The organism is Litorimonas sp. RW-G-Af-16 (assembly GCF_048319245.1).
In the GTDB taxonomy this organism is placed as follows: domain Bacteria; phylum Pseudomonadota; class Alphaproteobacteria; order Caulobacterales; family Maricaulaceae; genus Litorimonas.
Genome location: NZ_CP166993.1, coordinates 760,211 through 774,413, shown reverse-complemented (window position 1 = coordinate 774,413; position 14,203 = coordinate 760,211). Strand labels below are relative to the sequence as shown.

The 14,203-nt window shown below is 54.2% G+C and carries 16 protein-coding genes; 11 read left to right on the top strand and 5 right to left on the bottom strand.

The window, feature by feature from the left end; genetic code table 11:
- Positions 1-54 precede the first annotated feature (54 nt).
- The 11 genes from lgt (at position 55) to AB8615_RS03760 (ending at position 10,718) form a co-directional block, all read left to right on the top strand.
- Positions 55-933, top strand: a complete 879-nt coding sequence (gene lgt / locus AB8615_RS03810; protein WP_409433612.1) for a prolipoprotein diacylglyceryl transferase — start codon at positions 55-57, stop codon at positions 931-933.
- Complete coding sequence (locus AB8615_RS03805) at positions 920-2,023, top strand: class I SAM-dependent methyltransferase (RefSeq protein WP_418152729.1); 1,104 nt, start codon at positions 920-922, stop codon at positions 2,021-2,023. The genes lgt and AB8615_RS03805 overlap by 14 nt, the downstream gene beginning before the upstream one ends.
- A complete protein-coding gene (pgeF, locus tag AB8615_RS03800; RefSeq protein ID WP_409433610.1) occupies positions 2,020-2,784 on the top strand; it encodes a peptidoglycan editing factor PgeF in 765 nt (254 codons plus the stop codon). Before AB8615_RS03805 ends, pgeF begins: the two co-directional genes overlap by 4 nt.
- A gap of 64 nt (positions 2,785-2,848) precedes the next feature.
- The gene (locus AB8615_RS03795; RefSeq protein WP_409433609.1) at positions 2,849-3,790 is read left to right on the top strand and encodes a ribose-phosphate pyrophosphokinase; all 942 of its coding nucleotides are present in this window, start codon (positions 2,849-2,851) and stop codon (positions 3,788-3,790) included.
- A gap of 165 nt (positions 3,791-3,955) precedes the next feature.
- Positions 3,956-4,615 (top strand): 50S ribosomal protein L25/general stress protein Ctc, encoded by a 660-nt coding sequence (locus AB8615_RS03790; protein ID WP_409433608.1) that lies wholly within the window; start codon positions 3,956-3,958, stop codon positions 4,613-4,615.
- A 100-nt stretch (positions 4,616-4,715) separates the two neighbouring features.
- Positions 4,716-5,291 carry an aminoacyl-tRNA hydrolase gene (gene pth / locus AB8615_RS03785; protein WP_409433607.1) on the top strand — a complete coding sequence of 192 codons (576 nt, stop codon included), beginning with the start codon at positions 4,716-4,718 and terminating at the stop codon, positions 5,289-5,291.
- A 9-nt stretch (positions 5,292-5,300) separates the two neighbouring features.
- A complete protein-coding gene (gene ychF / locus AB8615_RS03780; RefSeq protein WP_418152726.1) occupies positions 5,301-6,398 on the top strand; it encodes a redox-regulated ATPase YchF in 1,098 nt (365 codons plus the stop codon).
- 102 nt (positions 6,399-6,500) lie between these two features.
- Complete coding sequence (locus tag AB8615_RS03775) at positions 6,501-7,106, top strand: hypothetical protein (protein ID WP_409433605.1); 606 nt, start codon at positions 6,501-6,503, stop codon at positions 7,104-7,106.
- A gap of 68 nt (positions 7,107-7,174) precedes the next feature.
- The gene (locus AB8615_RS03770) at positions 7,175-7,612 is read left to right on the top strand and encodes a proprotein convertase P-domain-containing protein (RefSeq protein ID WP_418152724.1); all 438 of its coding nucleotides are present in this window, start codon (positions 7,175-7,177) and stop codon (positions 7,610-7,612) included.
- Positions 7,587-9,134 carry a DUF11 domain-containing protein gene (locus AB8615_RS03765; RefSeq protein ID WP_418152722.1) on the top strand — a complete coding sequence of 516 codons (1,548 nt, stop codon included), beginning with the start codon at positions 7,587-7,589 and terminating at the stop codon, positions 9,132-9,134. The genes AB8615_RS03770 and AB8615_RS03765 overlap by 26 nt, the downstream gene beginning before the upstream one ends.
- 72 nt (positions 9,135-9,206) lie before the next feature.
- Positions 9,207-10,718 carry a proprotein convertase P-domain-containing protein gene (locus AB8615_RS03760; protein WP_409433603.1) on the top strand — a complete coding sequence of 504 codons (1,512 nt, stop codon included), beginning with the start codon at positions 9,207-9,209 and terminating at the stop codon, positions 10,716-10,718.
- Between the two features lie 2 nt (positions 10,719-10,720).
- Here the strand turns inward: AB8615_RS03760 and AB8615_RS03755 are convergent, their stop codons facing one another.
- Genes AB8615_RS03755 through AB8615_RS03735 form a run of 5 tightly spaced genes read right to left on the bottom strand, consistent with a single transcriptional unit; the run spans position 10,721 to position 14,152 of the window.
- On the bottom strand, positions 10,721-11,173 hold the full coding sequence (locus AB8615_RS03755; protein ID WP_409433602.1) for an ABZJ_00895 family protein: 453 nt from the start codon (positions 11,171-11,173) through the stop codon (positions 10,721-10,723).
- A gap of 2 nt (positions 11,174-11,175) precedes the next feature.
- The gene (locus tag AB8615_RS03750) at positions 11,176-11,721 is read right to left on the bottom strand and encodes an adenine phosphoribosyltransferase (RefSeq protein WP_409434121.1); all 546 of its coding nucleotides are present in this window, start codon (positions 11,719-11,721) and stop codon (positions 11,176-11,178) included.
- Complete coding sequence (locus AB8615_RS03745; RefSeq protein WP_409433601.1) at positions 11,718-12,197, bottom strand: ABZJ_00895 family protein; 480 nt, start codon at positions 12,195-12,197, stop codon at positions 11,718-11,720. Before AB8615_RS03745 ends, AB8615_RS03750 begins: the two co-directional genes overlap by 4 nt.
- Before the next feature lie 57 nt (positions 12,198-12,254).
- Positions 12,255-12,917 carry a glutathione S-transferase N-terminal domain-containing protein gene (locus AB8615_RS03740; protein WP_409433600.1) on the bottom strand — a complete coding sequence of 221 codons (663 nt, stop codon included), beginning with the start codon at positions 12,915-12,917 and terminating at the stop codon, positions 12,255-12,257.
- Positions 12,918-12,919: 2 nt separating this feature from the next.
- Positions 12,920-14,152 (bottom strand): CCA tRNA nucleotidyltransferase, encoded by a 1,233-nt coding sequence (locus AB8615_RS03735; protein ID WP_409433599.1) that lies wholly within the window; start codon positions 14,150-14,152, stop codon positions 12,920-12,922.
- Positions 14,153-14,203: the final 51 nt, after the last annotated feature.

Genomic DNA, 14,203 nt, shown 5'->3' with positions numbered 1-14,203 from the left:
AAGATAGGGACGCGCTAAGGCAATTTCCAGTCTTTACACAGGTCATTTTATCACATGTCGCTTCTACTGCTCATTGACGCCATTGTCTTTCCTAGCTGGTTAAGTGAAGAAATTATATCACTCGGGCCGATCTCTCTGCGCTGGTATGGCCTGTCTTACGTCATCGGATTGTTCGGCGCCTATTGGTACGCGACAAAAATGGTGGCGCGCAAAGATATTTGGACTGTGAAAGGCCACACGCGACAGCATGAACTTATCCCGAATAAAGATATGCTGTCCGATCTGATGTTTTATAGCTTGATCGGGATTATTGTCGGCGGACGTCTCGGCTACCTCGTTTTCTACAGTCCCGAAACATTTCTTACTCCGATCGAAGTTCTGAAAGTCTGGAAGGGCGGGATGAGTTTCCACGGCGGCTTCCTCGGTGTTTGCGGGGCGGTGCTTTATATGCGGTGGCGCAAGAAGCTCTCTCTCTGGCGAGTCGCAGACATGGCCGCGATTGGCGCACCGATTGGGTTGGGCGCAGTCCGCTTGCTGGGTAATTTTATCAATCAAGAATTATGGGGCCGCCCGACGGATGTGCCGTGGGCGTTCATTTTCACCAAAGACCCCGCCTCTTTGCCCCGCCACCCCAGCCAGCTTTACGAAGCCTTCCTCGAAGGTCTTGTTATCTTTCTGGTGCTGCGAGTGTTGTCGACGCGGTACAAAGCCCTGACCAAGCCTGGTGTCTGCGCTGGCACGTTCATCATGCTCTACGGCCTCTTCCGTTTTCTAGTTGAATTCGTGCGAGAGCCTGACGCGACGATGTTCGGCCCACTTACGCGCGGAATGACCTATTCCCTGCCCATGGTGGTGATTGGCCTCGCTATCGTGATTTGGGCAGCCAAGCGCGCGCCTGTGGCCCCCAAAAGGTTGCGTGATGAGCCGTCTTAAAACGCGCCTAACCGAATATATCCGCGAAGCTGGGCCGATCTCTGTCGCAGAATATATGACATTCTGCCTGCTTGACCCCGTCAATGGTTACTACCCGACCCGCGATCCGCTTGGCAGTGACGGTGACTTTATCACGGCCCCAGAGATCAGCCAGATGTTCGGCGAAGTCCTTGGACTGTGGTGTGTGCAAAGCTGGATTGATTTGGGCCGACCGCCCGAGGTGAATTTGATCGAACTAGGCCCGGGGCGCGGCATCATGATGAGTGACATGCTGCGCGCGGCCAAGCTCGATAGCGCTTTCCAGCAAGCGGTGCGCGTCACCCTCGTCGAAGCTTCCTCCGCACTGGAAGCGGTGCAAGGCCATACGCTGGCGAGTTGCGGCCTGCCCGTTATGTGGGCGAGCGATTTGGCCCAAGTCCCTGCTGGTCCGTCCATTATCATTGGCAATGAATTCCTCGACTGCCTCCCGATTCGGCAGTTGATCTGCGCAGACCGCTTTGCGGGACATGAAGGCTGGGTCGAGCGGCGTGTGGGGCTGAATGAAGACGGTGATTTCCGCTTTGTCAAAGACGACACCCCGATCAGCTCTGATCTCGCCGCAACACTGCCCGCCGGGGCAGCAGACGCCCGCAATGATGACTTACTAGAAATCAATCCCAGCGCAGCGCAACTGCTCGATCAAATTAATGCGCGGTTCCAAGATTATCCCGGCCGCGCGCTCTTCATCGATTACGGGCCAGACAGCACGGAATTTGGCGACTCCTTGCAAGCCTTGAAGCGTCACGAAAAAGTCGGCGTGTTTTCTGATCCGGGCAATACAGACCTGACCGCGCGTGTAGACTTTGCCGCTCTCCACCAGACAGCGCAAAGCATTGGCCTCGACGCGACAGAGGCCGTGCCGCAGCGAGAGTTCCTGTCAAAGCTTGGGATCGAGATGCGGGCCGTCGCCCTCGCCCGTGCTAAGCCAGAGGCCAAAGACACGCTCACGCGGCAGTTTCACCGCCTGACAGCCGAAGACGAAATGGGGACTTTGTTCAAAGCGATGGTCGTGCAGTCGCAGGGTTTGCCCATGCCGTTGGGGCTAAGATGACCTTACCTTTTGCTACACATCCGCTATTGGATCATCCATCCCTCGTCCACGGGTTTTTTGGGCGCGAGGGCGGTGTATCGTCTGGCGCGTTTGAAAGCCTCAACCCGGGTGCAGGATCAGCCGACGATCCTACCAAAATTCAGGAGAACCGCGCCCGTATCGCCGCCGCCATAGGCGCAGCGCCCGATCATTTGCTTAGCCTTGCGCAAGTTCATTCGGACATCGTTATCACCGTGACAGACCCCGATATAGGTCGTGTGGAAGCGGACGGCATGGTCACGAAAATACCCGGCATCGCCTTATCAGCCCTCGGCGCAGATTGCGGGCCAATCCTATTTGCGGATGCTGATGCTGGCGTAATCGGGTCGTGTCATGCGGGCTGGCGCGGCGCGCTCGGTGGTATTATCGAATCGACCATAGCGACGATGTGTGAGGCAGGGGCGTCGCCCGCTAACATCCACGCCGTCCTCGGCCCATGTATCAGTCAGCCCAATTACGAAGTCGGCGATACATTCAAGGCTGAATTTCTCGATATGTCAGACGATTTCACGATATTCTTTCGCGACAACGCCAAAGGCATCCCCCATTTTGACCTCCCCGCCTTCATTCTGTCGCGCCTGACCGCCTGTGGGCTGCAGCATGTGGCCTGGACGGGAGCTTGCACGTATGCCGAACCAGAGCGCTATTTCTCCTATCGCCGCAATACACATGTGGGCATTGAGGGCTATGGACGGAATTTATCAACGATAATGTTGCGCTAGCGATTTACTTTCAGGTGTCACTGGATATATGACACATTAACGACAGCAAGGGACTCCCATCGCCATGAAATTGATTAGCGGAACCGCCAACGAACCCTTGGCGCAGAGCATCGCAGATGTGCTTGACGTCCCCCTTACCTCCGTCGATATTGAGCGCTTTCGCGATCAAGAGATTTTCGTCAAGATTAACGAGAATGTGCGCGGCGAAGATATTTTCCTCATTCAGCCCACATCCGCCCCCGCCAATGACCATTTGATGGAATTGCTGATCATGATTGATGCGCTGGTGCGGGCGTCCGCAGATCGCATTACGGCGGTTATTCCTTATTTCGGCTATGCTCGCCAAGACCGTAAAACAGGCGGACGGACACCGATTTCAGCCAAGCTGGTCGCGAACCTGATTTCTAAAGCTGGCGCGCATCGCGTCCTGACGATTGATCTGCACGCGGGTCAAATCCAAGGCTTTTTTGACATTCCAACGGATAACCTGTTTGGGCAGCCTGTCTTTGTCGATGACATCAAAGACCGTTTCTCCAAGAAAGAGCGCGACAACCTGCTCTTCGTCTCCCCCGATACGGGCGGAGTTGTGCGGACGCGTCAGATTGCCAAGATGTTCAACGCAGACATTGCGATCGTTGATAAGCGTCGTCCTAAGGCGGGCGAATCAGAGGTTATGAATATTATCGGCGATGTCGCGGGCCGCACCTGCATCATTTATGACGACATTATCGATTCGGGCGGTACGATCTGTAACGCGGCCAAAGCCCTGAAAGATCACGGCGCCAATTCTGTTTCGGCCTATATCACTCACGGCGTTCTGTCCGATCCCGCTGTCGAACGCATCACCGCATCAGAGCTAACCGAGGTCGTGATTACTGACACAATCGCGCAGCCCAAAGCCGTGAAAGACTGCAAAAAAATCAGGGAATGTGCGACCGCAAGGCTCTTGGGCGAAGCTATTCGGCGGATTTCCAATGATGAAAGCGTCTCCAAATTGTTTGGCTAGGTTAAACTCGGACGCAAAGGCTGCACTTTTGCGCGTCTTGCCCCTTGCAAAGCCCGCATTTTTCACATAATAGCCGCCCAAATTAGACATAAATGACCGTGACAGCCGCCTTTTGGCGGTTATTTCATTTCACGGATCACTAGACAGAAGATCAAGGATAAGATCATGAGCGTTGTTCTCGACATTGAAGTACGTGAAAATACAGGCACAGGCTTTGCCCGCGAAGCCCGTCGCAATGGCATGGTGCCAGCGGTTATCTACGGCGGCGACGAAGCCCCTGTTTCCGTGAGTGTAAAATTCAACGAAGTGTTGAAAGCCATCAACTCTGGTGACTTCCTCTCCAACATGATCGAATTGTCCCATGACGGCAAAAAGCAGAAAGTCCTGACAAAGGATGTTCAGTTCCACCCTGTCAAAGACATGCCAATGCATATCGATTTCTATCGTGTGACTGCTAAGTCTATCATCGAAGTTGAAGTCACTGTTAATTTCGTCGGCGAAGACGAAGCGCCAGGCCTGAAAGAAGGCGGTGTGTTGAACGTGGTGCGTTACGCGATTGAAGTAAAATGCCCAGCTGGCTCTATTCCAGATCAAATCGACGTTGATATTTCTGCTATGGAAATCGGTGACAGCATCCACATTTCAGAAGTGAACCTGCCAAAAGACGTTAAGCCGTCCATTACAGACCGCGATTTCACAATCGCAACCGTTCTGGCCTCTCGCGCTTCCAAATTGGAAGGTGAAGAGGGAGAAGACGGCGAAGAGGGCGAAGATATGGCTGCGGACGAAGTTCCAGCCACAGAGCAGAACGGCGAAGAAGGCTAAACCCTCTCCATCGATGTCTATTTTCGGGCGCCTCTTCCAATTCGGACGGGGCGCCTTATCTTTTGGGCAAAGCACACCGCACACAGAAGAGGAGGCGGACATGCAAATCTGGGTCGGCCTCGGAAATCCGGGCGCGAAATATGCGAGACATCGCCACAATATCGGTTTCATGGCGATTGACGCCATCGGCGACGATCACAACTTCCCGCCTGAGAAATCACAGTTCAAAGGTCTCGCCCGCGTTGGTGTAATCAACGGGCAGAAAATTCTGCTGCTCAAGCCCTCCACTTTCATGAATGAGAGCGGGCAATCGGTTCAGGCTGCGATGAGCTTCTATAAGGTTCCGCTGGAAAACATCACCGTATTCCATGACGAGCTAGACATTGATCCAGGCAAGTTTCGGATCAAAATCGGCGGCGGTATTGCTGGGCATAATGGCCTGCGCTCAATCAAGCAGCATTGCGGGAATGAGTTCCGGCGCGTGCGCATGGGCATCGGGCATCCGGGTCATAAAGACCGTGTCTCGGGCTACGTCCTGTCAGACTTTGCCAAGAGTGAACACGAACTGCGCGACGACATGATCAACGGCTCGGCCCGCTATGCCGACCTGCTCGCAGAGGGCAAGGCTGACCTGTTCCAGACACGCGTGTCTGAATATATCAATGATAGACAATAGGATTACGTCATGGGATTTAAATGCGGAATTGTTGGATTACCGAATGTCGGAAAATCTACGCTTTTCAATGCGTTAACAAAGACAGCTAATGCGCAGGCAGCGAATTATCCGTTCTGCACTATTGAGCCAAATGTCGGCGACGTTGCTATGCCAGAGCCGCGCTTGGACGTGATTGCCAAGATCGGCAAGTCGGCCTCCATCATCCCGACCCGCATGAATTTTGTCGACATTGCGGGCCTCGTCAAAGGCGCGTCCAAGGGCGAAGGCATGGGCAATCAGTTCCTCGCCAATATCCGCGAAACGGACGCCGTGGTTTATGTGCTACGTTGTTTTGAAGACGAAGATATTACGCACGTCGAAGGCCGCATTGATCCTATGTCGGATTTCGAAACGATCGAAACAGAGCTAATGCTCGCCGATCTGGAAAGCCTAGAGAAGCGCAAGAGCGGGCTGGAAAAACGCCTCAAGCAGAATGACAAAGACGCGATCCAGACCATGCGCCTGATTGAAGTGGCGATTGCCGCGCTCGAGGACGGGAAGCCTGCCCGCACAGTTGAGATCGACGAAGACGATAAAAAAGCGTGGCGTATGCTGCAACTGCTGACATCCAAGCCTGTCCTCTATGTTGCCAATGTCGATGAAGAGAGCGCTGCGACTGGTAATGCATTCTCGGACAAAGTCGTCGCCCATGCGGAGGCGGAAGGCGCGCAATCCGTGATCATCTCTGCGCAGATCGAATCTGAAATGGCTTTGCTGGACGACGAAGAACAAGCTGAGTATCTCGACGCGATCGGCCTAGAAGAGCCTGGCCTGAACCGTTTGATCCGCAAGGGCTATGCTCTGCTGGGTCTGAAAACCTATTTCACCGTTGAGCCGAAGGAAGCCCGCGCTTGGACTTTCCAAGATGGGTGGACCGCCCCCAAATGTGCAGGCGTCATCCATGGTGACTTTGAAAAGGGTTTTATCCGCGCCGAAACCACCGCCTATGACGATTATGTCGCCCATAACGGCGAAGCGGGTGCGAAAGAGGCGGGCAAAGTCCGCCAAGAGGGCAAGGAATACCTCGTCAAAGACGGCGACATCATGTTATTCAAATTTAACGTCTAATCCCGCTACCGGCCATTTCCATTCAGGAATCGGGACTCAGCTCTATTTGCGCTTTGTTAAGATAAAACTGAAAAGCTCTGCCCTCATGTGGAAGGCAGGACTATGACACGACGACTCCTAACCCTCGCGATTGCAGCCAGTTTTGTAGCCTCGCTCTCGGGTCAAACGCAGGCACAAGACAGCCAAGACCCGATCTATATTCTATTGAACGAAGCGGGGCTTGATCTGAGCAATCCCGATCAAAATGCCACTCTCAAGCCTGACCGCGCGTTTAAATCCAACGACCCGCGCATGAAGAGCCGCGTGTATAAAGTTAAAAACGGCCCCCGAGTGAAGCTTGTGGGGCATAAATTCGATGACGTGTCGCAAATCGATCAGATTAGCCTTGTTTATGGCCAAGAAAATGGCGCTTATGACACAGCCAAAACAGCCCTGACAGCGGCTTTCGGCGCACCCTCGGCTAAGCGACCCAACATTCATGTATGGCGTCTGAAAAATACCGCTCCGACCTCGACGCAGAGCGATACAATCAAGGTAATTTCAAGCACAAATACCCGAGATAAATTCGTAATTACAGCAGATCGGCAACTCGGCGGAAAAGGCAACAACCCCCGTATCCGCCAATCACAAGCACCCGCCCCCAAGATAGCCTCAAAACAAGCCGCGCCTGCTCAAATATATCGCCCAGCGAGCAACGCAGTCGATTAATCTCTCGTCAACCACACGCCTTTATAAGATAGGCAGCATTAAGGTGCGTGAGAGCATGAGGGTTAGGGATGGCCTCATATATGAAACCAATTAGCGGACAATTTTCTGCGCACTACACATGGTTTGTGCGCTTGCTAACGACGTTTATGATCCTGATTGGATTTGCACAAACGGCCTCGGCGCAATCCTTTAATTCCACGGCAACAGGCCAGCAAATCGGGCCAGATGCAACTTGTAATACGGCCAATGAACTGAACATCCCTATCGTCGTGTCAGGCCTGACAAGTTTTGGGAATGTGACGTTAGGCGTGCAACTCACCCATACCTATCGCGGGGATATCCGCCTACGTCTCACCTCTCCCCAAGGCACACAGACAGATCTGGTGACGCCCAATGGCGGGCAAGGCCTCGATAATTACAACATTGAGATCGATGATAGCGCGGCAGACGTCATCAATACAGGCGCCCACACATCGGCAGATGGCACAACGGTCCCCGCCTTATGAAAACCGTGTTCGCTCAAATTCAGGCGCAGGCGGCATGGGGAGTTTTGCAGGTGAGAACCCCAGCGGGACATGGACTCTCAATATTTGTGATTTTTTTAATGCCGACCAAGGCAATTTTGGTGTCGCCACATTATACTTCTCCAGCCCCACGGATGCAGACCTAAGCTTGAGCGTTACGGCCAGCGATACGACGCCCGAAATCGGCTCTAATGTCTTGCTTACTTACAGCGTCACCAATAGTGGCGGAGCAGCAGCGACAGGTGTGACCGTCGATATTCCGCTCCCCTCTGGCCTCATCTTTAACAGCCAGACTGGAACAGGCAGCTATAACAGCGCGACAGGGCTGTGGACTTTGCCCGCCTCGCTCGCCAATGGGTCCGTAACGTCGATTACGCTAAATGCGGCGGTGCAGTCGACGGGCAGCTATACCATCGATAGCGAGATCACGGCGTCAGGCCAGAACGATCCTGACTCGACTGTCAATAATGGATCGACGAATGAGGATGATGATGTCAGCCTGACACTCGCGCCGACACCGTCCAGTATACCGCCAAGTTTGTCTTGCCCCATCGCGGATCAGTTTACCCTGCTTTGGGGCGCACCTGGATCGACCAATGGTTGGACAGCAGGGAGTTTGAATAACAGCTACACGGCGGGGGGCGAAACCATCGCTTTTGCCGTCACGGGCGATACAAATCGCTTTATCGCGCGGACGTTTAATGGCAGCTCGTTACAGACCCCTGTCTCCACGACACAATTTGCGAATGGCGCGACAGCGGGCGAACACGGCATTGTTATGAATGTTGATTATGCCGCCGTCACAGAAAGCGTGCTGACCACGATTACGCTAGGCACGGCAGGCACAGGGGTTGGCCAATTACAATTCCAACTCCTCGATATTGATAACGGCACATGGGTTGACCGCATCACAATCATGGGCAGCCTGAACGGCAATCCCGTTGCTCCCGTCTTGACGTCTAGCGGCTCCAACACCGTCAATCCTCCCGATGAATTAATCGGCACGGCAGGCGCACCAACGGGCAATCCAGCGGGCAACACGACTGTGACATTCCAAAATGCTGTCGATACGGTGACATTCACATATGACAATGCCAGCCCGACAGCCAACCCTGCCTCGCAGGTGATCAGCATGCAAAAGCTCGTCATGTGTCCGTCACTGAGCGCGGACATTACAGCCGTCAAATCTGTCGCCGTATATGACCCTGCCAATCTCGGCCTCTATATGACACCCGGGAATGAGGTCGAATATAGAATCACAGTCGTCAATAGCGCGACGGCCAGCGCGGCGGCTGACAATATCGATATTTCTGACACCCTGCCCGAGACGGTGCAATTTGTGTCGGCGACCACGACAGGGTTCACAGGCGGTGCCTTTGGGTCGCCTGCCCTGCCAGCTGCGAATACAGATTGTGTCGGCGGCGCTTGCGTCATCCGCTATTCTGGCGGGACATTACCGATCAATACGACGGGCGAGATCATCGTCCGCGCCTTGATAAAGTAGTTTACGCTTTCTCAATATAATACACCTATAGATTGCACCATGGGATGAGCTTCGTTAAGAGGAGGTCTCCCCATGCGGGCACATCTTTGGGCTTTGATGCTCGTTCTCGTGATCAGTATCGCGCCCCACGCTTGGTCCGTCGACTACGTCACAACCGTTGACGCGCCGATTAATGGAACAACAGCTTGCGGGACAAACGACCTCGTTCGGACGTTCAACGTCACCGATAGCTTTAACATTGGCGACGTCAATCTGGGCTTCCAAGCTGAGCATACGTGGCGCGGGGATATGAATGTGCGTCTGCGCTCACCCGCTGGCACCGAAGTGCAAGTCATTGCGCCCAATACAGGCGCAGGCGGGAACATCGATAATTACAACGTCTTCTTAGACGACAGCGCCGCGACCCTCATCAACACCGCCCCTCATGATACGGCAGACGGCACCATTGCGCCGCCCTATGAGAACACCGTGCGGCCCAGCAATGCGCTGTCTGCGTTTAACAACCAAAACTCCGCTGGCACGTGGACGCTGCTGATGTGCGATGCGTTTCCGTCGGCCGATAATGGCAGCTTTGACATTGCTACCTTGCAACTCACAGCCTCCACCGCGCCGCCAACAGGCCCGCCCTTGTCATGCCCCGCCAGCGAGCAAATCGCGTTTAATTGGGGGCCAGTGGGGACAACGAATGGCTGGGCGGCGGGGAGCCTGATCAACGGCTACACCATCGGCACCAGTATCCCCATGTCGATCACAGTGACAGGCAACACAGCCCGCCTTATTCCTCGAAACGGCGTTATGACACCTGCCACCCTCACGGAATTTACGGGCGGCGGGACCGCACAAAATTCTCTGGCCATGTATGTCGATTTCACCTCACAAGCAGAAAGCCTGACTGTCACTGTGAATGTCGGCGCGCCAGGTCAGGGGGTAGCCTCTGTCGGGTTTGATATATTCGACATTGACCGCAATAATTGGGTTGATCGGGTGACAGTCGCGGGATCGTTCGGGGGGGCCGCTGTGACGCCAAGCCTCACTGGTAGCACCGCCAACACCGTCACTGGTAACCAGATCGTAGGGACAGCGCTAGCCCCCGCTACGTCTTCTGCGGCCAATGCCAACATCACCTTCACCAACGCGGTTGATCAGATCACCCTGACCTATGACAATGATCCCTCTGTGCAAGCGAACCCTGCCCCACAAATCATGAGCTTTTTCGCCAATATGCGGGTCTGCCCACCCCTCGTCGCGGATTTGTCAGCGGTAAAATCTGTCGAGGTTTTTGATCCAACCAATGCAGGACTTTATATGACGCCAGGCCGTGAAATTCTCTACAAGATCACTGTAACCAATGCCGCAACGGCGACCACGGCTGCCAATGACATAGATATTTCTGACACCCTGCCAGACACATTAGAGTTCATCTCTGCCAGCAGCACAGGGTTTAGCGGCGGGACATTTGGCAGCCCTACCCTGCCCAGCGCGAATACGGATTGCACAGGCGGTGCCTGTGTTGTCCGCTTTGCGGGCGCATCGCTCGCGCAAGGGGATGTCGGCGAAATTATTGTGCGAGCCTTGATTAAATAAGGCTAGTCGAAAATTTCGCTAACCTCTGTTTTGGCTTTGCCCGCCTGCTTCTGCACCAGAGAGCCATACGCCCAGCGCGCAATAAAATACAAGATAACGCAATGCGCTACCAAGAGGACAAATGCGACCAGTTGCAAAACACCTGAAAATACTGCCTTCAATGACAGGTCAACTAACGCGAAGAGAACAACGCTCCAAAATGCCAGATGGTCTCGCTCTTTGATTGATGGGGCGCGGTGCATGGTTTTCACAAACTGTCGTCCAACAAACACGGTGCTGGCTGACGACGCGAGGATTTTTAGGACAAAATTGATGTGGAACGGAACTCCCAACATTACCCCAATAAACATGGCGCAGATCACCACTATAAAAAGTCCTATATAAGTCGCCAAGAACAACCAAAGATACTTTTTGAGGGAAATGGGTTCGGTTATTTCACGATTATATGACGGCAAACCTAATGCCCATCAAACGCCATCAGCGCCGTCACGGGAATACCCATCTTGGTCAGCTTTGCTAACCCGCCTAGCTCTGGCAGGTCGATAACGAAGGCAGCGCCGACGATTTCGGCCTCAACTTTGCGCAGCAATTTCACGCCCGCTTCCGCCGTGCCGCCTGTCGCGATCAAATCGTCGACGAGGACGCAGCGCTCACCTTTACGGATAGCGTCGGCGTGAATTTCCATCGTGTCCGTGCCGTATTCCAACTGGTAATCTTGCTTATACGTGTCAAAGGGCAGCTTGCCCGCCTTGCGAATCGGCACAAACCCTGCGCCGATTTCCACCGCCAAAGCGGCGCCAAAGGTGAAGCCGCGCGCCTCTATCCCCACCACATTATCAATGGTCTTATCCCGATAGGGCGCGGCGAGTTGCTGGATTGTCTCTGCCAAAGCGGCGCGATTGGTCAGCAGCGTCGTAATATCGCGGTACATGATCCCCGGCTTTGGGAAGTCTGGAATGGTGCGGATGGTGTCTTTCAGGTTCACGCGTTCGCCCCTGATCAGCGTATTGCAGCGTGGTCATCGACTATCCGCTGTCGATTTTGCTGACGGAAATAAGCGATCGGCCCGAAACTGAGGACTAGCATGAGATAGCTCGTCAGCCCGACATACCCCACGACGGGACCAACGCCCATAAAGAGCTTCAGCATGACTTCTTTGTCGATGAAAAACTCAATCGCCGCTCCGGCAATTAGAATAATGAGCGGGAGGGCTGTCGCGAGCAAAAAGCCGCGAAAGGCGATGCTGATGACTTCTGAACTCGTTGGGCTGCGCTGTTCGATACTCAGGAACCGACCCGCTGCCAGATGGGTCGACACGATAGGCGGGATCAGCGCGACAAGGCCCATCACGATGGGATTTTGCACACCAAAATATCCCCCAAGCAACCCCATCGCAATCAGAGCGATCACCAGACTAATCATATACAAAGCGTAGAATAACCACGCATAGCCTTGGGCGTTTTTATAGTGCTTAATCATGACAGCCTCTTTTCTAGAGCAATCGTAAAGTGGGAGCGATGCTCTTTCAACACTGGATTACCTATTAACGGCGTCGGTTTCAGGCAAGATATGCGTCTCCGAAAAGGCCTGCATCTCCCAATCTTGGAAATCAGGATCAGACATGAGCTCTGAAATATAAGTGTCGGAGCGATGCGAGCGCGGTAAGCCATAGCTCGTGAAGCGGGTGGCGACAGGCGTGTAAAACGCATCTGCAATCGACCAGTCATTGAACAAATAAGGCCCGTTATGGCGGCCCAGCAACTCGTCCCACATGTCCGAAATCTCAGCGGCTTCATCCAAGCAGCTTTGCGGCATTTTCGTCTCTGTGCGGCGGCGCAAATTCATGGGCGCTTCGCGGCGAATGTGTGGGAAGCCTTCATGCATGAGGGTTACAACGCGCTTGGCCTCCGCCTTGTCGACTGGGTCTTTGGGCCAGAGATTCGGCACAGCCTTGGCGCAAAATTCAGAGATCGCCAGGCTGTCCGGTATCCGCTCCCCGCGCACGTCGAGGACGGGCACAGTTCCCGCGTCTGACACTTCTAACAGCCTGTCTTTATAGCCTGGCACATCCAAGTTGATGACCTCTTCGACAAAGGGCAATTCCGCTTTGCGCAGCACCAGCCAAGGCCGCAGCGACCATGATGAATAATTATAATTGCCGATAAACAACTTTAGCGGCGTTGTTTCATGTTCAACCATATCTAATGTCCCAAAAGTTTGAGCGCCGCGAGGAGTTGCGGCTTTTCCGTCATAAATCCACTTCGCACCCAGAGCGCTTCAAGGGCTTTGAGGGCGCGGCCCATTTCCGGCCCCTTTGGCACGCCAGCTTTGGCCAAGTCTTTGCCAGAGATCGGAAATTCTGGCGGTGTCCAACCCATTGCCAGGTCGGCCAGCATCATCCATTTGGCGCTATCCATAGCGCGTTCAGCCCCCGCAGCCCGCAGGCGCGCTCGGTCTAAAATCACCTGTTTACCCGAGCGATAAATCGCCGTCAGCTTATCTCGTTCTGCCATATCAGGCGAGAGTTGCGCGCTGTCATCGGCCCAACCGCGCAAGCGCTCCGTCTCCGCATTGGACATTTTCAACCGTTTACATAGCAGCGCCATTTGCAACGGCTCCCGCGCAGACAACGCCATAATTCGCAACATCGGATCGGGCGCAATCGCCTCTCGCGCTTCAAGTTTCAGCAAGTAATCTAGCCCGTCGACATTATTGGACTCAGGCAGCAGCGTCTCCAAAATATCGTTCGTCAGCATGATACGACAGGCGCGGATTGGGCGCGGGGCAGACAGCAGTTTCTTGATCTCTATCCAGACCCGCTCAGACGATAATTTCCGCAGACCTGCCCGATGGTCCCGACATGCTTTCAGCGAGGCCGCGTCAACTTTTTCGTCGCGACCATACCAAGCGAGGAAACGGAAGAAGCGCAAGATACGCAGATAATCCTCCTGCACCCGCGCTTCGGCATCGCCGACAAAGCGGAATTTCCGCGCTTTAATATCGTCCAGCCCTTGGCCTGTTGGATCAAAAACCTGTCCGTCATAACCTGCATAAAGCGCATTGATGGTTAGGTCGCGGCGCTGCGCATCCTCTGCCCAATCTTGGGTGAAGGCGACAACAGCGCGACGACCATCGGTCTCAACATCCTTGCGTAAGCTTGTGATTTCATGAGGCTTTCCGCCAATGACGGCTGTGACCGTACCGTGATCAATTCCCGTTGGGACGGTGCGAATATCCGCCGCTTTCAAGGCCTCTATGACTGCGGCAGGTTCCAACTGGGTCGCTAAGTCAATGTCGCCAACGACCTCGTCCCACAGCGCATTGCGCACGCAACCACCGACGAAGCGCGTGCTGCCCTTCGGCAGAGCGTCAAAGATAGCAATGACGGCGTCGCTACGCATCCACGGGAATTGTTGGGGGTTCAAATCGGACATAGTCTAAGTCTAAACACCGACAGCGCGGCGTCCAGCGCTTTCGCACGAAAC